Annotated in this window: 22 protein-coding genes; 9 read left to right on the top strand and 13 right to left on the bottom strand. The window is 68.5% G+C overall.

Annotated features, from left to right (window positions below; translation table 11 throughout):
* Positions 1 to 480 precede the first annotated feature (480 nt).
* Both glmM and ACAH01_RS15150 read right to left on the bottom strand, forming a co-directional pair.
* On the bottom strand, positions 481 to 1,794 hold the full coding sequence (gene glmM / locus ACAH01_RS15155) for a phosphoglucosamine mutase (protein WP_372479746.1): 1,314 nt from the start codon (positions 1,792 to 1,794) through the stop codon (positions 481 to 483).
* A 171-nt stretch (positions 1,795 to 1,965) separates the two neighbouring features.
* On the bottom strand, positions 1,966 to 2,196 hold the full coding sequence (locus ACAH01_RS15150) for a hypothetical protein (protein ID WP_170093325.1): 231 nt from the start codon (positions 2,194 to 2,196) through the stop codon (positions 1,966 to 1,968).
* A gap of 86 nt (positions 2,197 to 2,282) precedes the next feature.
* On the opposite strand from ACAH01_RS15150, the gene ACAH01_RS15145 reads away from it, so the two are divergent.
* The gene (locus ACAH01_RS15145; RefSeq protein ID WP_170093326.1) at positions 2,283 to 2,543 is read left to right on the top strand and encodes a hypothetical protein; all 261 of its coding nucleotides are present in this window, start codon (positions 2,283 to 2,285) and stop codon (positions 2,541 to 2,543) included.
* An 80-nt stretch (positions 2,544 to 2,623) separates the two neighbouring features.
* A complete protein-coding gene (rpiA, locus tag ACAH01_RS15140) occupies positions 2,624 to 3,304 on the top strand; it encodes a ribose-5-phosphate isomerase RpiA (RefSeq protein WP_170093327.1) in 681 nt (226 codons plus the stop codon).
* Positions 3,305 to 3,357: 53 nt separating this feature from the next.
* On the opposite strand, the gene ACAH01_RS15135 is transcribed toward rpiA, so the two are convergent.
* Complete coding sequence (locus ACAH01_RS15135; RefSeq protein ID WP_015762108.1) at positions 3,358 to 3,525, bottom strand: DNA-binding protein; 168 nt, start codon at positions 3,523 to 3,525, stop codon at positions 3,358 to 3,360.
* Between the two features lie 326 nt (positions 3,526 to 3,851).
* On the opposite strand from ACAH01_RS15135, the gene larB reads away from it, so the two are divergent.
* From larB to ACAH01_RS15120, 3 genes are all read left to right on the top strand, one after another.
* A complete protein-coding gene (larB, locus tag ACAH01_RS15130) occupies positions 3,852 to 4,619 on the top strand; it encodes a nickel pincer cofactor biosynthesis protein LarB (RefSeq protein WP_372479745.1) in 768 nt (255 codons plus the stop codon).
* Between the two features lie 321 nt (positions 4,620 to 4,940).
* The gene (locus ACAH01_RS15125) at positions 4,941 to 5,198 is read left to right on the top strand and encodes a GIY-YIG nuclease family protein (protein WP_153552258.1); all 258 of its coding nucleotides are present in this window, start codon (positions 4,941 to 4,943) and stop codon (positions 5,196 to 5,198) included.
* A 43-nt stretch (positions 5,199 to 5,241) separates the two neighbouring features.
* The gene (locus ACAH01_RS15120) at positions 5,242 to 6,687 is read left to right on the top strand and encodes a phosphoglucomutase/phosphomannomutase family protein (RefSeq protein ID WP_372479744.1); all 1,446 of its coding nucleotides are present in this window, start codon (positions 5,242 to 5,244) and stop codon (positions 6,685 to 6,687) included.
* Positions 6,688 to 6,713: 26 nt separating this feature from the next.
* Here ACAH01_RS15120 and ACAH01_RS15115 read toward each other — a convergent pair whose 3' ends face one another.
* From ACAH01_RS15115 to ACAH01_RS15105, 3 genes are all read right to left on the bottom strand, one after another.
* A complete protein-coding gene (locus tag ACAH01_RS15115) occupies positions 6,714 to 7,094 on the bottom strand; it encodes a GNAT family N-acetyltransferase (protein ID WP_372480813.1) in 381 nt (126 codons plus the stop codon).
* A gap of 61 nt (positions 7,095 to 7,155) precedes the next feature.
* Positions 7,156 to 7,356: a ubiquitin-like small modifier protein 2 gene (locus ACAH01_RS15110; RefSeq protein WP_208627718.1), complete on the bottom strand. Its 201-nt coding sequence runs from the start codon at positions 7,354 to 7,356 to the stop codon at positions 7,156 to 7,158.
* Positions 7,357 to 7,484: 128 nt separating this feature from the next.
* A complete protein-coding gene (locus ACAH01_RS15105) occupies positions 7,485 to 8,555 on the bottom strand; it encodes a polymer-forming cytoskeletal protein (RefSeq protein WP_372479743.1) in 1,071 nt (356 codons plus the stop codon).
* A 125-nt stretch (positions 8,556 to 8,680) separates the two neighbouring features.
* Between ACAH01_RS15105 and ACAH01_RS15100 the strand changes: the two genes are divergently transcribed.
* Positions 8,681 to 9,694, top strand: a complete 1,014-nt coding sequence (locus ACAH01_RS15100; RefSeq protein WP_170093332.1) for an AI-2E family transporter — start codon at positions 8,681 to 8,683, stop codon at positions 9,692 to 9,694.
* Between the two features lie 19 nt (positions 9,695 to 9,713).
* On the opposite strand, the gene ACAH01_RS15095 is transcribed toward ACAH01_RS15100, so the two are convergent.
* Positions 9,714 to 10,502, bottom strand: a complete 789-nt coding sequence (locus ACAH01_RS15095) for a sulfurtransferase (RefSeq protein ID WP_372479742.1) — start codon at positions 10,500 to 10,502, stop codon at positions 9,714 to 9,716.
* Between the two features lie 257 nt (positions 10,503 to 10,759).
* On the opposite strand from ACAH01_RS15095, the gene ACAH01_RS15090 reads away from it, so the two are divergent.
* The gene (locus tag ACAH01_RS15090; RefSeq protein ID WP_372479741.1) at positions 10,760 to 11,614 is read left to right on the top strand and encodes a sulfurtransferase; all 855 of its coding nucleotides are present in this window, start codon (positions 10,760 to 10,762) and stop codon (positions 11,612 to 11,614) included.
* 51 nt (positions 11,615 to 11,665) lie between these two features.
* Here ACAH01_RS15090 and ACAH01_RS15085 read toward each other — a convergent pair whose 3' ends face one another.
* From ACAH01_RS15085 to ACAH01_RS15070, 4 genes are all read right to left on the bottom strand, one after another.
* Positions 11,666 to 12,454 (bottom strand): hypothetical protein, encoded by a 789-nt coding sequence (locus ACAH01_RS15085; protein ID WP_372479740.1) that lies wholly within the window; start codon positions 12,452 to 12,454, stop codon positions 11,666 to 11,668.
* Positions 12,455 to 12,543: 89 nt separating this feature from the next.
* A complete protein-coding gene (locus tag ACAH01_RS15080) occupies positions 12,544 to 14,331 on the bottom strand; it encodes a HAMP domain-containing protein (protein ID WP_372479739.1) in 1,788 nt (595 codons plus the stop codon).
* Between the two features lie 254 nt (positions 14,332 to 14,585).
* Positions 14,586 to 15,062: a hypothetical protein gene (locus tag ACAH01_RS15075; RefSeq protein ID WP_170093338.1), complete on the bottom strand. Its 477-nt coding sequence runs from the start codon at positions 15,060 to 15,062 to the stop codon at positions 14,586 to 14,588.
* A 102-nt stretch (positions 15,063 to 15,164) separates the two neighbouring features.
* Entirely contained in the window at positions 15,165 to 15,716 is a 552-nt protein-coding gene (locus ACAH01_RS15070) for an NADPH-dependent FMN reductase (RefSeq protein WP_372479738.1), read from the bottom strand.
* 108 nt (positions 15,717 to 15,824) lie between these two features.
* Here ACAH01_RS15070 and ACAH01_RS15065 point away from each other — a divergent pair, with 108 nt between their 5' ends.
* The gene (locus ACAH01_RS15065) at positions 15,825 to 16,415 is read left to right on the top strand and encodes a rubrerythrin family protein (RefSeq protein WP_372479737.1); all 591 of its coding nucleotides are present in this window, start codon (positions 15,825 to 15,827) and stop codon (positions 16,413 to 16,415) included.
* 18 nt (positions 16,416 to 16,433) lie between these two features.
* Here the strand turns inward: ACAH01_RS15065 and ACAH01_RS15060 are convergent, their stop codons facing one another.
* Both ACAH01_RS15060 and ACAH01_RS15055 read right to left on the bottom strand, forming a co-directional pair.
* A complete protein-coding gene (locus ACAH01_RS15060; protein WP_372479736.1) occupies positions 16,434 to 17,891 on the bottom strand; it encodes an amidohydrolase family protein in 1,458 nt (485 codons plus the stop codon).
* Positions 17,888 to 18,364: an STAS/SEC14 domain-containing protein gene (locus tag ACAH01_RS15055; RefSeq protein WP_372479735.1), complete on the bottom strand. Its 477-nt coding sequence runs from the start codon at positions 18,362 to 18,364 to the stop codon at positions 17,888 to 17,890. The genes ACAH01_RS15060 and ACAH01_RS15055 overlap by 4 nt, the downstream gene beginning before the upstream one ends.
* Before the next feature lie 228 nt (positions 18,365 to 18,592).
* Between ACAH01_RS15055 and ACAH01_RS15050 the strand changes: the two genes are divergently transcribed.
* Entirely contained in the window at positions 18,593 to 19,471 is an 879-nt protein-coding gene (locus ACAH01_RS15050; RefSeq protein WP_372479734.1) for a DUF106 domain-containing protein, read from the top strand.
* The last annotated feature ends 180 nt before the right edge of the window (positions 19,472 to 19,651 follow it).

The following is a 19,651-nucleotide window of genomic DNA, read 5'->3' as shown; positions in this document are numbered from 1 at the left end:
GCTCTTCACGAAGTGACAGCCGGCAGTATGAGACGGCCGGCCGTCGCTGTCCGCGCCGAACCCCGACCCGCGCTCGCATCGGAGGAACGAACCATTAAGAGGCCAGATTCCCTTGTTGAGAGACGTATGCCGGAATGCCAGAACTGCGGGAACTTCGTGACGGCTGATTACGCACGGGTCTTCACACCCAACGGGGTCGATGCACCGCGGGTCTGTCCGCAGTGCGAGGACAAGATTCGCGACGGCGCGGGCGTTCGGGAAGCCCGGTCGAAACGGCGCGGATAGTCTCCGATCGTCGCGCGGTCTGACAGACACGCGAACGCTGCGAGTTCTCTCGTCTCACGTCGCGGCACAGTCGAACGCGCCCAGCGAGCGCTCGGCTGGGCAGCTCTGTCGGTCTCGTACTGCCGGCTGTCACTGTTTCAAGATATGTGCGACCACGGGGTCGCAACAGTCGTTACAGACGGACAGCCGGCAGTATCACTCACGAGCCCCAGCGACGGCGTCGCGCGCGATCTCGAAGGCGTCCGTCGCTCGCCCCTCGTCTCGTGCCTCGGCGGTGATCCGGATCAACGGTTGGGTCCCGCTGGCCCGGACCAGGAACCACGCGTCTCCGAGGTCGACCCGAACGCCGTCGAGCGTCGCCACGTCGTCGTACTCGGCGGTGATCCGGTCGGCCAGGCGATCCACGACGGCGTGCTTGTCCTCGACCGCGACGCTCTCGCGGCGGATCGGATAGTCGGGCACCGCGGCGACGCGTTCCCGGAGTGGCTCCTCGGCGTGGAGCGCCACGAGCCGGCAGGCCGCAAGCGGTCCGTCCGGACACAGCGTCTGGTCGGGCCAGATCCAGGCACCGCTGGGCTCGCCGCCGAAGGCGACGCCCGACTGGCTCGCTCGCTCGGCCACGTACACGTCGCCGACCGGCGTGTACGCTACCGCCACGTCCGACTCGGCGAGGAAGTCCGCGACTGCGAGGCTCGTGTCGACCGGCACCGCGACGGTGTCGCCGGGCGACGCCGCCTCGCGGGCGAACACGGCCAGCAGTTCGTCGCCGGAGACGAAACGCCCGTCGGCCGTCGCCGCTCGCAGGCGGTCGGCGTCGCCGTCGTGTGCCACACCGAGTTCGGCGTCCGTGTTCGCGACCAGCGCAGAGAGGGACGCGCAGTTGTCCGCGGTCGGTTCGCTGGGACGGCCCGGAAACGAGCCGTCCGGCTGGGCGTTCAGCGTCTCGACCGCACAGCCCAGCCGCTGGAGCGCGTCGACGCTCACGCCGCCCGCGCCGTTGCCGAGATCGACGGCCACCGGGGGTGCGTCTGCCGGAGCGAGCGAGACGGCGTCGGCGATCGTCCGCGCGTGGCGCTCGCGGCCGTCCCACGTCGTCCGCGTGCCGAGCCCGTCCCACGCTTCGAGGTCGGCGACGCCGTCGCGGACCCGCTCGGCGATCCGCTCGCGGCCGGCCTCGTCGAACGCCTGGCCGGAGGGCTGCCAGAGCTTGATCCCGTTGTCGGGCGCGGGGTTGTGCGAGGCCGTGATCGCTGCCCCGGCGTCGGCGTCGCGCCACCCTACCGAACGGGCGACCGTCGGCGTCGCCGCCACTCCGAGGTCGATCACGTCGGTCCCGGACTCGCGCAGTCCCGCCGCCAGCGCGTCGGTCAGTAGCTCCCCGGACTCGCGCGGATCGCGCCCGACTACCACCCGATCGGCCTCGACGCCCAGCGCCCGCCCCACGTCGAGGGCGAGCCCCGCGGTCACCGCCTCGCCGACTGGTCCCCGGATACCGCTCGTACCGAACATACCGGCAGGTCGCGAGAGCGTGATAAAAAGTATGCGTCGTCTAGCCGACGACCTCGTCGCTTCGGCCCACGGGTCATACTGCCGGCTGTCACTTCGTGACGATCTTCGCCACCCCGGGGTGGCGAAATCGGTCACAGATGGACAGCCGGTCGTATCAGTCTCGCCCGCCGATCACTCGGTGAGTGGGAGGACGATCCCGAACAGGAACGGAGTCACGAGCGCGATCACCAGGCCGACCAGCTCCAGGTCGAACAGCAGTGTCTGCTCCCAGCCGGGGAGCGGACCGCCCATCGCACCGGCGGCGGTCCCACCGAGGCCGCCGATCGCGAACAGGGCGACACCCAGGAGGAAGCTTCGTTTCGTCAGCGTCGCGTAGTCGACGTTACCGTACCGTCCTGCCATAGTGCGAAATCGGAAGAGCGGAACGCATAGTCGTTGCGATCCCGCGAATCAAAAGGTACTCGGCAGCGACTCTGGTGGGTCCGTACATGGACTCGGAACTGTTCGATCTACTTCCCGAACTCGTCGAGTTGCTCGTCGCGGGCCTGAGCACCGCGGTGCTGTCGGTCGCCGGCACGTACGTCGAGCGGTTCGCGTTCGCGACGATCCAGACCGGCGACACGACCGCAGGAGCGTGGGCCGCCTTCATGGGCGTCGCGATGCTCTTTCTCGCCTACGTCGTCGTCACCGACCGCCTCGTGCCGACGCTGTTCGAGGTCACGGGGCGCGTGACCGGTTCGCCCGAGTGATACGGAACGTTGTAGTTACTTACCGGTGCGCGTCGCCACGGAGAACAAACGTTTTGTTCGCGTCCCTGGACCCTCCGGGCATGAAACAGGGCGGGAGCGACGACGCGAAGCGCGCGGCGGGAGAATCGGCCGCCGAGGCCGTCGAGGACGGCATGGTGGTCGGACTCGGGACCGGCTCCACCGCGGCCCACGCGATACGGGCGATCGGCGCGGCCGTCGACGCCGGACTGGACGTGACCGGGGTTCCGACATCGTTTCAGTCCCGCGAACTCGCACGGGACGCCGGGATCCCGCTGACCGACCTCGACGCCGCCGAGATCGATCTCGCGATCGACGGCGCGGACCAGGTCGCCGGGGGGAACCTCATCAAGGGCGGTGGCGCGGCCCACGCCCGCGAGAAGATCGTCGACACGGCGGCCGACCGGCTCCTCGTCGTCGTCGATCCGACCAAGGAGGCGGACGTACTCGATCACACGGTTCCACTCGAACTGCTGCCGGACGCCAGACGGCCCGTCGCGGCGGCCGTCGAGCGACTCGGCGGGGTGCCGACGCTTCGCCGCGCCGAGCGCAAGGACGGGCCGGTGGTGACCGACAACGGCAACCTCGTGTTCGACTGCGCGTTCGGTGCGATCGCCGACCCCGCAGCGCTGGCGGCGGACCTCGCGACGATCCCCGGCGTCGTCGAGCACGGCCTGTTCGTCGGCGTGGCCGACGAGATCCACTGCGGGACCGACGACGGTGTCGCCGTCAGAGAACTGTAACTCGGGCGCTGCGGCTAGTCGATCGCGTCGAAAAAATCGATCGAGTGTCGACCTTACAGGTCGCGCGGCTGGACGGTCTTCCGGTCGTTGGCCTCGGCTCGGCGGGCGGCGTCTGCGAGCAGCTCCTCGACCTCGTCGTCGAGGGCTGTGTAGAAGTCGGAGGCAACGTTCATGTCATCGAGCTCTTCCTTCACGGCTGCTTTGACGATTAGGTCTGCCATACAGAGAACGTGTTCCAGGTGCCATGTTAAATACTTTCCTGAATCCTGGCCCTCTCGCCGGTATTGACGGGGGTTTGAGCCACTTTGACACTCGGCAGCCCATATAAACTACGGTGGTCTGGTTCGCCTTGGGGTGGCCTCGACCACCGAAACCGCCGCTGGCGACCGCTGGTGTGGCGCTCGCGCGCGAACGCGGCGGGCGAACAGTTATACTGCCGGCTGTCACTTCGTGACTGATTTCGCCACCCGGGGTGGCGAAATCAGTCACAGATGTACAGCCGGTCGTATTAGGAAAGAGTCGAGTGTGCGCGCTCCAGAGAGTGGGTATGCGCGAACTACTCGACGCCGTCGCCGCGGGCGAGGTCACGCCCGCCGAGGCCGAGGCGGAACTCGCCGGCTACGCCACGGGCGAGGCTGGTCGATTCGACGCGACGCGGGAGCAACGCTCCGGCGTCCCGGAGGCGGTGCTGGCGGACGGAAAGACACCGACGGAGGTCGCACAGCTGGCCGCGACCGCGCTGTCGACGACCGGTCGAGCGATCGTCACCCGGGCCGACGAAGCCCAGGCCGGTGCGGTCCGAGCGCGACTCGACGAGGTGGCACCGGTGGCGACGCTGTCCTGGTCCGAGCGCTCCCGCTGGCTCGTGGCTCACGGCCCGGAGTACGAACGACCCGACCTCGACGCCAGCGTCGGCGTCGTCACCGCCGGCACCTCCGACGCGGTCCCGGCTGGCGAGGCGGCGATGATCGTCCGCGAGATGGGGGCCGACGTAGAGCGCGTCGACGACGTCGGCGTCGCCAGCCTCGTCCGCGTCGTCGACCAGCTCCCGGCCCTGCGCGAGCAGGACGTGTTGATCGTCGCCGCCGGTCGCGAGGGGGCGCTGCCGACGGTCGTCGCCGGCCTCGTCGACGTGCCGGTGATCGGGCTCCCGGTCTCGACCGGCTACGGCCACGCTGGCGAGGGCGAAGCGGCGCTGTCCGGCATGCTCCAGTCCTGTACCGCCCTCTCGACGGTCAACGTCGACGCCGGCTTCACGGCCGGCACGCAGGCCGGGCTGATCGCCCGCCAGATCGACGATGCGAGCGGTGCGTAACGCCCTAACTGTGTTGGCATGTGAGGCTATGGAACTGGCTCCCATACGTGTGAGTGCCGGACGCCGAGAGACCGGCCCCAACCATGCCAGAGTGCGATCACTGCGGCGCGCACGTGTCGGATCGTTTCGCTCGAGTGTTCGCGGACAAGAGCGGCAACGTCCGCGCCTGCCCGAGCTGTTCGGCGAACGCTGGAATCGCCGAGGTTGCCCGAGAGCGCGCCCACAAGGTGTGAGGCCCGACTGGGCCACCCGTACCGTGGTACCAGTACCACGCGACGCCCTGTTCTGCCGACGAACGCCCCAGCCACAGGCACGCGACCGATGAGCGACCACTACGTCTACGTCCTGCGCTGTGCCGACGACACGCTGTACACGGGCTACACGACGGACGTACAGCGCCGCGTGGCCGAACACGACGCGGGCGAGGGCGCGAAGTACACCCGCGGTCGGACGCCCGTAGCGCTGGTCCACGTCGAGTCCTTCGAGAGCCGCTCGGCCGCGATGAGCCGCGAGTACGAGATCAAGCAGTACTCACGGGGGCGAAAAGAGCGGCTGATCGAGTGCGACTGTCGGGAGTAGCGAGGACGGGAGCTTTTTGCCGGCCGGGGTTGCACTGCCAGCCATGACAGACGCAGACGCCGAGGCCATCGCCTTCGGCACCGACGGCTGGCGGGCGACGCTCGACGAGTTCACCGACGAGCGGGTCCGCATGGTGGGCCAGGGTGTCGCGACTCACCTCCGGGAGGCGGGTCACGACGGCGAGACGGTCGCCGTGGGCTACGACGCACGCTCGCACTCGCGAGGGTTCGCCGAGGAACTGGCCCGCGTGCTGTGTGCGAACGGCTTCGACGTGGTGTTGCCCGACCGGGACACGCCGACGCCGGTCGTCGCGTGGACGGTCAAGTCCCGCGGACTGGCCGGCGCGCTGATGGTGACGGCGTCGCACAACCCGCCGGAGTACAACGGCGTGAAGTTCGTGCCCGCCGGGGGCCAACCGGCGCTGGCCGACGCGACCGACGCCGTCGAGGCGGCGCTTGCCCGACCGGACTCGCTGCCAGAGTCCGAGTGGGGGAGCGTCGAGGAGACGGACCTGCTGGCGGCGTACCTCGACCACGCCGTCGAGTTCGCCGGAGAGAGCCGCGACGAGCCGGTCGATCTGGACGGGCTGACGGTCGCCTACGACGCGATGCACGGCAGCGGCCGCGGCGTCACCGACCGCCTGCTAGAGCGGGCCGGGGCAGACCTCGTCCGCCTGCGCTGTGAGCGAGACGCCGACTTCGGCGGTGGCGCACCCGAGCCCGTCGCCGAGCGCGTCGAGGCGCTGATCGAGCGGGTCCGAGACGGCGACGCGGACCTCGGGATCGTCAACGACGGCGACGCCGACCGGATCGGCGTCGTGACGCCCGACCGCGGTTTCCTCGACCCGAACCTCTTCTTCGCCGCGGTGTACGACGACCTGCTGGCGACACGCGGGAGCGAACCGGACGGTGCCGGGCCGGCCGGCGTCGTGCGGACGGTCTCGACCAGTTCGATCGTCGACCGCGTCGCCGCGGCTCACGGCGAGTCGGTCCACGAGACCGCCGTCGGGTTCAAGCACGTCGCCGCGGCGATGGCCGAACACGACGCCCTGATGGGCGGCGAGGAGTCGGGCGGGTTCGGGCTCACCGCACACCTCCGCAACAAGGACGGCGTCCTGCTGGCGCTGCTGGCCGCCGCGGCCGCACACGACCGCCCGCTCGACGAGCGCGTCGACGCGCTGCTGACCGAGCACGGCGAGATCCACCAGAGCCGGAGCAGCGTCGACTGTCCGGACGACCGCAAGGAGCCCGTGCTGGCGGCACTGGAGTCGGCGCTCCCGGACAGCGTGGCCGGCCAGTCCGTCGACTCGGTCTCGACGGTCGACGGCTTCAAGATGACGCTGGCAGACGGCACCTGGCTCCTCGTTCGCCCCTCCGGCACCGAGCCCAAGCTCCGGGTGTACGCCGAGGCGACGAGCCGCGAGCGGGTCGACGAGCTACTCGCCGCCGGACGCGAGATCGTCACGCCCCTCGTCGCCAGCGCGGAGTGACAGCCGACAGCACGAGCCCCGATACGCTACACACCTTCCAGGCGACCGCGATAGCGCGACTCGTCTCCCTCGACCGGCTCGATCGCGAACCCGAGGGTCTCGTAGAACGGCCGGACCCGCTCGTCGAACGCCGCCACGAGCCGCCCCCGTTCCGCGAGGGCGCGCTCGACGAGTGCCGAACCGATCCCCTGCCCACGTCGGCGACGGCGGACGGCGACGCTGACGATCCGATCGCCGTCCAGCACGAGCGCTCCCAGCACGCGCTCGCCGTCGTCGGCGACCGCCAGCAGCGTCTCGCCGCGCTGGAGGCTCGCTTTCAGCCGGGCCGGCTCGGTCTCCAGAGCCGCCCCGTCGAGGACGTTCGCGACGGCAGCCCGGTCGGCCGGCGTCGCCTCGCGGACCCGCATCGTCTCGTACTGGCGGCTCGCTCGCCAGAAAGAATTTCGCTCTCCCGGGACGGCTACCACGTCACCCGCCTTTGACCAGGCGGACCACGCGGACGTGGTCCGCCTCGACGGGCTGATCTTCCGGGACGGGCGTGCCGTCGACCAGGATCGAGACCGTGTGGGGGCTGAGGTCGGTCGGAGCCAGCAGGTCGGCGTAGCTGTCGCCGGCCGCGACATCGACCTCGTGGGTCTCGCCCCCGACGATCTCGACTGTCACGCGCATACGGTTCGATTCGGACGGTCGCCCTTGAGCGTGTCGCCGCGTGGCGCTCATACGACCGGCTGTACATCTGTGACCGATTTCGCCACCCCGGGGTGGCGAAGATCTTCACGAAGGTACAGCCGGCAGTATCAGGCCGACGGCTCGGTGTCGACAGCGGCCGGCTCGGGGGCGGGTTCGGCCTCGTCCTCGTCGCTCTGGTAGCGATCGTACATGCCGATGACGAGCGCGCCGAGTCCGACCAACACGACGACGGCCTCGACGAGGTCGCCGAGGATCGGCACGAACTTCACCGCAGCGACTCCGAGGACACCGACCAGCAGCGCGAGCCACCGACTGTCCCGGTCGATCTGTCGGAGGAGCCAGCGCCCGAGGGCAAACCGGCCGTACAGTGCGCCCGCCCACACGAGGAAGGCGTACGCGACGATGCCGGCGATCGACAGCGGGATGCCGACCAGCGTCACGAACAGGAGCACACAGACCAGGGGAACCCCGACGAGCGCGAGCAGTCCGAACGCCCCCATCCGGAGGGGATCGTCGGTCACGTCGTCTGCGACGCTCGTCGAGAAGCGAGGGAACGCCACCAGGAGGACGGCCCCCGCGACGAGGTTCGCGAGGACGCCGTAGGCGGTGAAGGTCCCGGTCGGCAAGGCGAACGACGGGCCGCTGGGGCTGACGCTCACGTTGTCGGTCCGCTCGACTGTTCCGCCGACGGTCGCGCCGTCCGCGCGGTTCAGGGTGCCGTCGTAGGTCAGATCGCCGCGGATGTCGGCGGTCGGGCCGAGCGTGATCTCCTCGGCACCGATCTCGACGTTGCCGTCGATCCGTCCGTCGACGGTGGCCGAGCCGGCCCCGGCGGTCAGGTTGCCGCCGATCTGAGCGCCCTCGTCGACCTTCAGGGACCCACTCGCGCCCTCGACGTCGCCGCCGACGGTCCCGCCGATGTCGAGGGTTCCGGCAGCCGCCTCGACGTCGCCCTCGACCGTGCCGTCGATCACGACGGTGCCGCCGGTGGCTTCGAGGTCGCCCGTGACGGTCCCTTCGACGACGACTGTGCCCCCGACCGCTTCGAGGTCGTCGTCGATCGTCTCGCCCGGGCCGACCGTGATTGTCCCGCCGGTCCGGCTGGCCGCGGCCGCCGTCCCGGGGAGCGTGCCGACCACGAGGATCACTACGAGCAGTGCGCAGAGTGTGCGTCGCATATTCGATCGTTCTCGGCCCGACAGTATAAAACGGAACTCGGAGTTTCTCGGTGGGAAACTGTGAGTGAGTCGGCCCGTGTTCCCGGCGGGGAACGCTTTTGAGACCGGGGGAAATGTACTGTGGCATGCGAAGACGACAGGGAGTGCTCGTCGGGCTGGTCGCCGCGACGGGGCTGTTGACGATCGTGTTACTCTGGAGCGTCGTGACGACCGTCTTCTTCGCTATCACGGTCGCGTACGTGCTCTATCCGCTGCGCCGACTGCTCGTCGAGCGAGGGGTCCACCGTCGGATCGCCGCCGCTGCGGCGACCAGCGTCGCCTTCCTCGCCGTCGCGGCGCTGATCGGCCCGCTGCTGTGGTCGCTGTACCGCCGTCGTGGAACGCTGCTGGCGTATCTCAGGACGCTTCCGACCGCCTTCGAGTTCGAGATCCTGGGGATGCCGTTTGGCTTCGAACTCGGATCGCTGGTCGCGACCGCTCGTGTCGCGATCACCGGCCTCGCCGTCGACGTGGCCGGGAGCGCGCCGATCATCGGGCTGAAGCTGTTTCTCTTCACGCTGCTCGTGTACGCGCTCCTGTTGCGACCGAGTGCCGCACCGGCAGTCGTCTTCCGTGCGGTCCCCGACCAGTTCCACTCGCTCGTCCGCACGATGCACGAGCGGACCAGAAACACCCTGTACGCGATCTACGTCCTCCAGGGGGCGACGGCACTCGGCACGTTCCTCATCGCCTACCTCGTGTTCGCCGGTCTGGGCTACTCCGGTGCCTTCGGACTGGCGGCCGTGGCCGGCATCCTCCAGTTCGTTCCGGTGGTCGGCCCGAGCATCCTGATCGCGCTGGTCGCTGCGACGGACGTGGTCGCCGGGGATCTGACCGGAGCGGCCACGCTGCTGGTGATCGGACTGGTCTTCGTCGGTTTCCTCCCCGACGCGATCATCCGGCCACAGCTCGCACCCTACACCGCAGACATCCCCGCGAGCCTCTACTTCATCGGCTTTACCGGTGGCGTGCTCTCGATCGGGCTCGTCGGATTCATCGCCGGCCCGCTCGTCGTCGCGCTGTTCGTCGAAGCCGTGGAGTTGCTCACGAACGATCGGCCGGCGGTCCAGCGCCAACTGGATTCCGAACACACGGAGTAGGCCGTCGACCGCCAGACGGTCAGCTCTCGCCGGTCTCCAGGGGACGGTCCTGTGCTTTCCACTCGGTGAGACTCCCCTCGTAGAAGGCCAGATCGTCGTATCCGAGGTGACGCAGGACGACGTAGGTGTGACTGATCCGGCGTGCCGTGTTACAGTAGAGGACGATCCGCGCTTCGGGGACGATCCCGCGCGACGCCAGCAGTTCCCGAATCTCCGTCTCGGGGCGCAGGCCGCGGCTCTCGTCGTCGACCAGTTCGCGCCAGTCGAGCCGGACCGCACCGGGGACGTGGCCCTCTTCGTACTCCCATTCCTCTCGGGTGTCGACGATCACGGCGTCGCCGTCGACGGCCTCGGCGACCGCGTCGGCGTCGACCAGTGGCGTCTCGGCCGGTGGCTCGATCGCGTACTCCGTCGGCGTCGGCGCGGGCGTCTCGCTGGTGGTCTCGCGTTCGAGTTGCCACGCCGAGAAGTCCCCATCGAGCAGGTGCAGCGCCGCGGGGTCGTGGCCGTACAGCGCCGCCGTCACGAGAAAGCGCGCGGCGAAGACCCCGTGTGTGTCGTCGTAGGCGACGATCTCGTCGCCGTTGGCGATTCCCGCCTCCGAGAGCAGCGTCGCGAAGTTCGCTCGCCCGGGGAGCATCCCCTCGTCGTGCTCGCCGCTCTCGTCGGCGCGAAACGCGTCGAAGGGGACGTTGACTGCACCCGGGAGGTGGCCGATGCCGTCGTACTCCCAGGCGTCGCGGACGTCGACCACGCGCACGTCGTCCAGACGCTCCGCGAGCCAGGACTGGGACACGATATCTGTCATTGCTCGACCGTTGCGGACGCGACGGCTTGAAACCGTTCGTCTCGGTCGCTCGAAGATAGCGGAGATATTTTCCAGCCCGCGGCCCGCAGTCGGGACCGAACCGCCAGCAGTCGGGGAGCGCCGCCGGAACCGTGCGAAATATTCGCATACTAATACGTCCGACAAGGGGCAGAAACTGCCGCCAGAGGGGAGGAGTGGCGGGCTATGCCGAGAGAGGGTGGGGTTATATGGATGGGGTGCATATTTTGGCCTGTATTATGAGCGACTACGCAAACGACGTTCTCGTGACGGCGGACTGGGTCGAGGACAACCTCGACTCGTTCCAGAGCGACGATCCCGACCACCGACTGGTCGAGGTCGACGTAGACACCGAAGCGTACGACGAGGCCCACGCGCCCGGCGCGATCGGCTTCAACTGGGAGACACAGCTCCAGGACCAGACCACCCGCGACATCCTCTCGAAGGAAGACTTCGAGGACCTGCTCGGGAGCCACGGCATCAGCGAGGACTCGACGGTCGTCCTCTACGGTGACAACTCCAACTGGTTCGCTGCCTACACCTACTGGCAGTTCAAGTACTACGGCCACGACGACGTTCGACTCCTCGACGGCGGTCGCGAGTACTGGCTCGACAACGACTACACGACCACGGACGAGGTCCCCGAGTTCTCCGCCGTCGAGTACGAGGCCGCCGGCCCGCGCGAGTCCATCCGCGCGTACCGCGACGACGTCGAGAACGCCATCGAGAAGAACCTCCCGCTCGTGGACGTTCGCTCCCCCGAGGAGTTCTCCGGCGAAGTGCTGGCCCCCCCGGGCCTGCAGGAGACCGCACAGCGTGGCGGCCACGTCCCCGGTGCGAAGAACATCTCCTGGGCGGCCGTGACCAACGACGACGGCACGTTCAAGGACTTCGACGAGCTGCAGGAGCTGTACGCCGACGAAGACATCGACGGCGACGAGACGACCGTCGCCTACTGCCGCATCGGCGAGCGCTCCTCGGTCGCCTGGTTCGCGCTCCACGAGCTGCTGGGCTACGACGACACCGTCAACTACGACGGTTCCTGGACCGAGTGGGGCAACCTCGTCGGCGCGCCCATCGAAAAGGGCAACTGAGGTCAGTTTCCGTTCTTTCTTTCGTGCCACGACGACGAGTGCCGACAGTCGCTACACCCGCTCGTCGAGCACGTACCGCCGCGTCGCGCTTTCCGTCTCCTGAACGACTGCCATCGGTCCGTCGGGGACGATTTCGAGGCGAACCGGTCCGCCGAGGGTCCGCGTGAGCGCGCCCAGTTCCGGCCCGTACCAGTTCCGGCAGTCTGGTCCCTCGACGGTCCGGGCCGACAGCGTTCCCGTCCCCGCTACGACCTCCCCGGACACGGCTAGCCGGAACTGCCCGTCCTCGACGACGACGGGTACGCCCTCGCTGTCGACGATCTCGGCGGCCGTCACGAGTCGTTCGAGGGTCGCGGCGTCGGTCTCGACCCGCGTGGGAGCGGGCGCGCCGTCCGGCGCGAACCGCCCGTCGTCGTCGAACGCCGCGGGCATCCCGAGATCGACCGACTCGACGGCGACGTCGGTCGGGAGCGGCTCGGCGCGCATGCGGTGGTCCCGCCCGCGGATCTCGGCCCACTCGATCAGTTGCCGGCCGGGATCGCCCCCGAAGACGACTTCGACGCGGTCGTCGTCCAGCCAGTCGAGCCACTGCAACGTCGGGACCGCGCCGAGGACGACGTAGCTGGGCCGGTCGACCGCGTAGCTGTCGAAGTGGTCGGGTCGATAGCTCGTGTACACCGCCGGAGAGCCCGACCGTGCCGGGGCTGTCAGCGCGTCCTCTCTGAGCGCGAAGAGCACCCGCTCGTAGTACGGATCGGTCGCGTCCGGCGTCAGGGTCGTCTCTCCGACCAGATTCGCGAGGCGATCGGGCGCGCCCGCCAGCCGGACGAATTCGGCCATAGCCCAGCTATGAGCGCACACGCTCTTGACTGTTCGGCCGGCGACCACCGGCGGAAACGCCGCGCCTGCGGTGGTCGGTCCGCGGGCGGTCACTCGCCCGGACCCGAGTCGTTGGCGGTTTCCTCGCCGACGTTGCCCGGACCGGACGGGAAGAAGAACTCCCGTTCGGACTCGGTCCGGAAGCGACTGAGCACGTCACCCAGCGGCCCGGCGTACTGTTTGAGAGTGCTGGCCTGCTGGGACACCTCGTTGAGTTCGGCGGTCTGTTCCTCTGCCGCACCGGCGACGGTCTCAGCGGCCTGTGTCGTCTCCTCGCTGATCTCTGCCACGTCCGACAGGGTCGTCGCTACCGCGCGGATGCGAGCCAGCGGCTCGTCGAGGTCCAGCGCTTCGTGCTGGTCGGCGTGCCGTTCGAGCGTCCTCGCGACGGCGTCTACTTCTTCGCTGATCTCGGCCAGCTGTTCTTGTTGTTCGTACGCGTCCAGCGACACCTGCTGGGCGGCCTCGGCGACCTGTTCGGAGGCCTGCCGGAGCGTCGCGGTACTGGTCTCGACGTGGCCTGCCGAATCGGCCACGTCCTCGGCGAACGTCTTGAGCTGACCGGTCGTCTTCTCCAGTTCGGCGACGGTATCGTTGAAGTCGCGCGCGATGCGGTCCATCGCGTCGTGTTCGCCGTCGGGCTCCATCCTGACCGTCAGATCCCCCGCAGCGCACTCGGCGAGCACGTCCGAGTAGTCGTCGGCAGTCGCTTCGAGGTAGTCGGTCAGTTCCATCGCCTCGGCCCGAGAGACTTCAGCGGCTTTGCGCGCAGATCGTGCCTCCTCGATCTCTTCGCGGAGCGACTGGCGCATACTGTCGAAGGCCGCCGTGAGTCGCCCGATCTCGTCGGCTCGGGTCTGTTCGAGCGTCACGTCGAGGTCGCCGTCTTCGATGCGTCCGGCCTTTCGTTCCAGCCGTTCGAGCGCGTTACCGGTTCGGCGGCCGCTCACCAGGACGAGACCGCCGAGCAACACCAGCGGTGCGCCCATCACGGCGAGGATGCCCGTCCGGATCTCCTCTCGGACGGCGAAGGCGGCCGACGCGGGGAGGTGGCGGACGATCACCCAGTCGGTCCCTGCGACGGGGGCGTGGCCCACGACTTCGCTCGCGGACGATTCGAGGTTCACCGACCCGGTGTCGCTGGCACGCCGGACCCGTTCGGGAACGTTCGCTGGCGACTCGACGGTGGCAAACAGCATCCCCTCCGAGTCGTGCAGCGTCGTGTACCCCGACCGGTCTTTCGGATCGAAGCCGGCCACCGGCTCGCCCAGCGACGCCTCGACCAGTATCACGCCCTCGCTCCCGACCGAGTTGCCGACGATGCCGGCGACGGTCGTCCCTCGGCGGGCGTAGGTGTCGTCGACGACCTGTGCCGGTCCGACCGGAACGCCCGCGGTGATGGCCTCGCCGACCGCCGTGCCGGTGACGGTTGTGTCAACCCGCGAAGCGTTCGTACTCGCGAGCACCGTCCCGTCGTCGGCGACGTAGTTGACGCTGACCACGTCCGGACCGAAGCGATGAGCGTCGAAGTACGACTGGACCGACGAGGCGTTCCCGGCCTGTACGTCCGGGCGGAGTCCGATCTGGTTGGCCGTGTCTCGGTGACCGTCGAGCCACCGGTCCAGCGCGTCGGCCTGTAACTCCGCGGTCGTCGTCGTCCGCTCGTCGACCTGCCCCGTCAGGGTCGCCGTCGCAGTGTTCAACGAGACGATGCCGATGCCAGCCGTGACGACGATCACGACCGCGACCGTCGTCAGAAACTTCCACACGAACCGTCGCCGGATCGCGCTCGGCAGGACGGACCAACTGTCCGACCCGGAATCCCCCTGTGAATCCATTACGTGGATCGGGCCGGCACTGTCGGATAAATCCCGCTCATATGTACGGTATATAGACAACAATGGGCATAGAGAGCCACCCGGTTCAGTACTGCGATTCCGTCCGAAAACTGCTGCCCTTTCGTCTTTCTTAGAGCTATCCTGTCACCTCTCGCCGGTCGGAGTGTCTGTTCGCTACGCTTTCGAAACGACTGTCGGACACTCCGTTTTGCTCGGGGTTCCCGTACAGACAGGCCGATCGCTCGCGGCTCCGACTATCCTGTCAGCCAGTACTGCGTCTGATCGACGGTCGTCGAGAGCCACTGGCCGTGGACGCGGCCCGGTCCGGGCTCGAGCACCGCGTCGAAGACGAGGTCCCGGCCGTCGATACGCAGTTCTCGGAGCGTGAGCGTGCGCTCGCTGGCCCAGGTCGCGAGGCGTGCGTCGCCACACTCGTCGAGTTCGAAGTAGGTCGCTGGCGTCCGATCGGTCGTGAACGTGTACTCCCGGTCGCCGTAGGACAGCGTCTCTTCGACGATCTCGCCGAAGGCGAAGGCGATCCGGCACTGCTCGCGGGGCTCGTCGGCTCGGTCGCTGTCGACGCGGCGACGGCGATCGACGTCGTAGCCCCACTTGCGAGCCCACCCTTCGAGGAGGCGCACGTCGATCCGCGGGTTCGACCCCGACCGGCCGCCGTCCCACAGGACGTGGTACTCGGACGGGCGGTCGTCGCCGAGGTGCTGGTCGAACATGGTGGTGAGATTCGGCTGAGCCACTATATACCTGCCTGGTCGTTCACCGACGCTGCCGGCGACCGACATCGATTCAGACTTCGATAATCGGGCAGGGACCCGCTATACTGCGGCTTTCGGTTCGGTCCCGGCGTTGGCCGCGACCATCCGGCCGAGCGTCCGCACCCGGTCCTCGATGTCGGCGTCAACGAAGGCTCCGTCGTCGTCGAAGGCGTCGGACGCGTTGCGGATCCCGACCTCGTGGGGGAGCGTCCAGCCGTGGACCGTCCGGACGCCGGTTCGGAGGTGTTCCAGCGCCGGGCCGTAGGAGCCACCGCCGGCAGTCGCCAGCAGTCCGACCGTCGTGTCTCGGAACTCGTCGCGCCCCAGGTAGTCGAGGGCGTTCTTCAGCGCCGACGACACCATCCCGTGGTACACCGGCGTTCCGAGCACCACCGCGTCGGCGTCGTCGAGCAGCGCCCGCAACGCTTCGGCGTCGCCCCGGTCGCGGTCGTCGGGATCGAACAGCGGGAGTTCCCACTCGCGGAGGTCGACCAGTTCCGTCGTCGCGCCGGCCGTCTCTGCGGCCGACAGCGTGTGTTCCAGTGCCAGACACGTCGTGCTCGTCTCGCGCAGACTGCCGCTGATGGCGACGACGAGCGGGGACTCGCTCATTACAGCGTGTCTGGACCCCGACGGGCTTAACGCCCGTGATGGTCGGTCGGCCCGGTGGCTGCCGTCGGATCCCGGCAGTTACAAGCCCTGGCGACCGTAGCGACCAGTATGGACGCTCAGGAATTCGTCGACACGATCAGTTCCGAGAACAAGACGGCGCTCTCGCGGCTCGGCTCGTCCAAGGCGCTGTACGCGCTCACCGGCGGCGAGATGGACGAGGGGCCGATCCTCGCCGGCGCGGCCGACCGCGCACACTACGCGTTCGAGACCGTCGACGGGTGGGAGGGCGACGTCTTCGAGACGACCGCCGACACCGCCCGCGAGCACTACGAGACGATCGTCGACGAGCACGGCGACCACGAACCGGGCGAGCGGCCGGCCATGTTCGAGACGCTGGCCGAGCAAGACGAGACGGCCGCCCGTCTGGGCGGTCTCGTCGGCTGGACGCTCGTCGCGAAGAAGACCTTCGAGCAGCTTACCGGCTTCTTCGTCGGGCAGGCCGACCCCCAGACCTCGCAGGTGTTTCGTGATCTGGGCGGTGGCATCGAGGAGCTGCGCCAGGCGGCACTCGACGCGCTGGCCGAAGACGGCGACTGGGACGCCGCCGAGACGGCCGCGAGTGCGGTGGTCCAGGCCGCCTACGAGGACTACTTCGAGACGCTGGAAGCCCTCGGCGTCAACCCCAAGCCGGTCTGCTGATCGCGTTCTCCCCCGCCGTCACCTGAACACGTCCCGCAATTTCCGTGCGCCGAGCCGTCCCAGTAGCTTCGCCGGCCCGCGCTTTGGCGCGTCGGCGAGCACGTCCCGGAGTGCCGGTGGCTCGGGCGTTCCGAGCCCGAGGTCCCACTCGGTCGCCGCCGCGAACTGCTCGACGGCTGCCGTGGCCCGTTCCCGGACCGCTTGCGCGTCCATCGTCTGGACGACGCCGTCCTCGACGACCACTTCACCGTCGACGACGACCGTCTCCACGTCCGAACGGCGGGCACCGTTCGCGAGCTGTGCCGCCACGTTCGTCAACGGCGTGAACTTCGCCTGGTCGACGTCGAGGACGGCGAGGTCGCCACGAGCACCGGGGACGAGGCGGCCGACCGACTCGATGCCCACCGCGTCGGCGCTCTCGGCGGTGAGCATCCGGACCAGCGCCATCGAGTCGTACTGCTGTGCTCCCGCGTCGAGGTTGGCCAGCAGCCGCGCCGATCGCGCCTCTTCGAACAGGTCGACGGAGTCGTGCCAGTAGTGGTCGTCAAGACCGAGGCCGACGGCCACGCCGGCCTCGCGCAGGTCGGCCACCGGCGTCCAGGGAGTCTCTGGATCGAGGTTGTAGTAGCCGAAGATGGACGGACAGTGTGCGACACCGGCGTCGGCCTCGCTCATCCGCTCGATGTCCCTCTCGTCGGCGACCCGGAAGTGCGCGCCCACGAGTCGGTCGTCGAGCAGCCCGACCGTGTCCAGCAGCGCGAGCGAATCGTCGCTCCCGTTCGCACGGGCCATCTCGTCGCTTTCGCCGAGTTCCAGCAGGTGCGTGTGGACTGGCACCTCGGGGTACTCGGCCGCCAGGTCTGCGACGCGCTCCCAGAGGTCGCGCGTACACGACCAGTCGTCGTGGGGACAGAGGGCGGCGCTGATGCGGCCGTCGTAGCTGCCGTCGAACTGCTCGACGAACGAGCGGGCCCGCTCGAACTGTGCGTCGACCGACCGGTCCCAGAACAGGTCCGACAGCATGGGTCCCATCACTGCCCGCAGCCCCGCCTCGCCGAGGATGTCCGCGCCCAGTGCCGGGCGCACGTCCATCGTGTTGACCGTCGTCACGCCCCCCTGGAGGTGAGTCAGGGCCGCCAGCTCGTACCCCGCTCGCAGCAGGTCGTCGTGTTCGCTGGCCATGTCGGCGATCAGCGGCGTCATCTGGGCGAACAGCTCGACCGGCCCCATCTCGCTGAAGGCACCCGTCAGCGCGGTCCCCTCCAGGTGTGCGTGGGCGTTCACGAGCCCGGGCAACACGAGCCGTCCCGCTCCGTCGAGGACGTGGTCGGCGTCGATCTCGGCGTCGCCCGCCCGGCTCTCTCGGACGGTCGCGATGTCGCCGTCCCGGACGACGACGGTGCCGGACTCGTAGACGCGGTTGCGCTCGTCGACGGTCACGACCACTGCGTCGTGGACGACGAAGTCTGCCGTCACTGTGTGGCCCTCCCACGATCGCTCGGGAGTTCGCCGGTCCGGACCCAGGTGCGAGCCGCCTCGCGTTCCGCCGGGCCGAAGTATCGCATCTCGTCGGGACTGACCGGCCAGACCGGCGCGATGGCTCGCCAGCAGTCGAACAGTCCCCGCGCCCAGACCGAATCGCCGACTGCGGCGTAGCGACCGATGTCGAACGTCGACCCCCATCGGAGGTCCGGCAGGATGCCGTACCAGTTCGAGAGGGCCGACCGGGCGGTCCAGTCGACCGTCTCCTCGTAGAGGTGGACGGTGTCGTGTGCGTCGGTCGTCGCCGAGAGGAGTCGGTAGAGGTCTCTGAATCCGGCGGGCGAGCAGTCGCCGACTCGAATGGCGACGACAGCCGGTGTCGGCTCGTTCAGTACCTCGAACATCGCGTCGTTCGGATCGGGCCGATAGTCGTCGAGCGTGGCCGTCACCGTCTCGCGATCGATCATAGTCGACGGTTCGACGACCTGTTTGTTAAAACGGCTGCTATTATACGCCATTTTATGCACAATCTCTAGCAAAATTGCGGGACTCAATTGTTAAACAGCCGGCTTATTTCCGAACCTGGTCGAGTGCCTGCGGCCCCGGCCACCGCGCTCGCTGCGTGGTCGGTTACCTGCTTCCGACCGGATTCGCCGAGGAAGAAGATTCATATGTCTGTTCGGACCAGTTAGGGCATGGACAGTTCTCTCGACGCCGTCCGGGCGGACGACGACCTCGCCGTGGCGCTGGCGGTCGTCCTCGACCGTGCCGAGGCGGGCGACGGAACCGTCGCGTGGGCGGATCTCCGGGGACAGATCGATCCCGTCGAGTGGGGCCGACTGCTCGACCACGGCGTCGTCGTCCCCGCTGGTGACCGCTTCGTCGTCGACGATCCGACCGCGGCGCGCGAACTGCTCGCACAGCGAGACCTCGACGACGCGGACCCCGACGCCCCAGAGACCGGCGGCTGGTCGCGCGCGGACAAGCTGGCAGGCGTCGGCGCACTCGCACTGATGGCGAGCTACCAGTTGCCCGGCGGGCGCGAACTGGTCGGCCAGAGCGTCAACACCGTCCTCGGACCGCTCGCGGCACAACTGCCCTTCGTCGCGACGATCACACTACTTGCAGTCGTGACCGCGCTGGCGTCGACGACGATTCGCCGCCGACTCCAGTCGAAAGAACGGATGGAACGGCTCAAGACCCGGCTGACCGACGTTCGCGAGCGACTCGACGACGCCCGCGAGCGCGGCGACGACGAGGCCGTCGAACGGCTCCGGGCCGAACAGCAGGAGCTGATGACCCAGCAACTGTCGATGTTCAAGCACATGCTCCGACCGATGGCCTGGACGGTGCTGGTCTCGGCACCGATCTTCCTGTGGCTCTCGTGGCTGGCCGTCGCGCCCGCCGCCGCCATCGCGCCGACGGCGACGGTGTTCCCGATGCTCGGCCGGATCACCTGGACGGCCAAACTGATCGGGCCGCTGCACGTCTGGACGGTGTGGTACATCGCCACCTCGATGCTCTCGGGGCTGACGATCCAGCGGACGATGGACCGGGTCGACACGGCGGCGTAGCGGATCTGGGTGGGTCGTCCGTAATTAGATAATTCATTGACCACCTGCCATGTGACGCTTACTTCGATGTATTCGGTACTCGTGGCGGCCTGTGGTGTCTGCTGTCGCTACGTCGCCCTTTGTGCAGCGTCGTCAGTGATTATTTGTGAAGTCGCGTTCGGTATTGACAGCAAACCTCAC

It is taken from the genome of Halomicrobium sp. HM KBTZ05 (genome assembly GCF_041530035.1).
Taxonomy (GTDB): Archaea; Halobacteriota; Halobacteria; order Halobacteriales; family Haloarculaceae; genus Halomicrobium.
This window is presented reverse-complemented; position numbering and strand designations above follow the sequence as displayed.

What these genes read in the sequence shown, in the direction of transcription:
- ACAH01_RS15125 (WP_153552258.1), top strand. Translation starts at nt 4,941, where the DNA reads ATGAGCGACCACTACGTCTACGTCCTGCGCTGTGCCGACGACACGCTG.
- ACAH01_RS15115 (WP_372480813.1), bottom strand. Translation starts at nt 7,094, where the DNA reads ATGCGGGTCCGCGAGGCGACGCCGGCCGACCGGGCTGCCGTCGCGAAC.
- ACAH01_RS15055 (WP_372479735.1), bottom strand. Translation starts at nt 18,364, where the DNA reads ATGATCGATCGCGAGACGGTGACGGCCACGCTCGACGACTATCGGCCC.
- larB (WP_372479745.1), top strand. Translation starts at nt 3,852, where the DNA reads ATGCGCGAACTACTCGACGCCGTCGCCGCGGGCGAGGTCACGCCCGCC.
- ACAH01_RS15105 (WP_372479743.1), bottom strand. Translation starts at nt 8,555, where the DNA reads ATGCGACGCACACTCTGCGCACTGCTCGTAGTGATCCTCGTGGTCGGC.
- ACAH01_RS15085 (WP_372479740.1), bottom strand. Translation starts at nt 12,454, where the DNA reads ATGGCCGAATTCGTCCGGCTGGCGGGCGCGCCCGATCGCCTCGCGAAT.
- ACAH01_RS15095 (WP_372479742.1), bottom strand. Translation starts at nt 10,502, where the DNA reads ATGACAGATATCGTGTCCCAGTCCTGGCTCGCGGAGCGTCTGGACGAC.
- ACAH01_RS15135 (WP_015762108.1), bottom strand. Translation starts at nt 3,525, where the DNA reads ATGGCAGACCTAATCGTCAAAGCAGCCGTGAAGGAAGAGCTCGATGAC.
- ACAH01_RS15075 (WP_170093338.1), bottom strand. Translation starts at nt 15,062, where the DNA reads ATGTTCGACCAGCACCTCGGCGACGACCGCCCGTCCGAGTACCACGTC.
- ACAH01_RS15110 (WP_208627718.1), bottom strand. Translation starts at nt 7,356, where the DNA reads ATGCGCGTGACAGTCGAGATCGTCGGGGGCGAGACCCACGAGGTCGAT.
- ACAH01_RS15145 (WP_170093326.1), top strand. Translation starts at nt 2,283, where the DNA reads ATGGACTCGGAACTGTTCGATCTACTTCCCGAACTCGTCGAGTTGCTC.
- ACAH01_RS15050 (WP_372479734.1), top strand. Translation starts at nt 18,593, where the DNA reads ATGGACAGTTCTCTCGACGCCGTCCGGGCGGACGACGACCTCGCCGTG.
- ACAH01_RS15070 (WP_372479738.1), bottom strand. Translation starts at nt 15,716, where the DNA reads ATGAGCGAGTCCCCGCTCGTCGTCGCCATCAGCGGCAGTCTGCGCGAG.
- ACAH01_RS15120 (WP_372479744.1), top strand. Translation starts at nt 5,242, where the DNA reads ATGACAGACGCAGACGCCGAGGCCATCGCCTTCGGCACCGACGGCTGG.
- glmM (WP_372479746.1), bottom strand. Translation starts at nt 1,794, where the DNA reads ATGTTCGGTACGAGCGGTATCCGGGGACCAGTCGGCGAGGCGGTGACC.
- ACAH01_RS15100 (WP_170093332.1), top strand. Translation starts at nt 8,681, where the DNA reads ATGCGAAGACGACAGGGAGTGCTCGTCGGGCTGGTCGCCGCGACGGGG.
- ACAH01_RS15090 (WP_372479741.1), top strand. Translation starts at nt 10,760, where the DNA reads ATGAGCGACTACGCAAACGACGTTCTCGTGACGGCGGACTGGGTCGAG.
- ACAH01_RS15080 (WP_372479739.1), bottom strand. Translation starts at nt 14,331, where the DNA reads ATGGATTCACAGGGGGATTCCGGGTCGGACAGTTGGTCCGTCCTGCCG.
- rpiA (WP_170093327.1), top strand. Translation starts at nt 2,624, where the DNA reads ATGAAACAGGGCGGGAGCGACGACGCGAAGCGCGCGGCGGGAGAATCG.
- ACAH01_RS15150 (WP_170093325.1), bottom strand. Translation starts at nt 2,196, where the DNA reads ATGGCAGGACGGTACGGTAACGTCGACTACGCGACGCTGACGAAACGA.
- ACAH01_RS15065 (WP_372479737.1), top strand. Translation starts at nt 15,825, where the DNA reads ATGGACGCTCAGGAATTCGTCGACACGATCAGTTCCGAGAACAAGACG.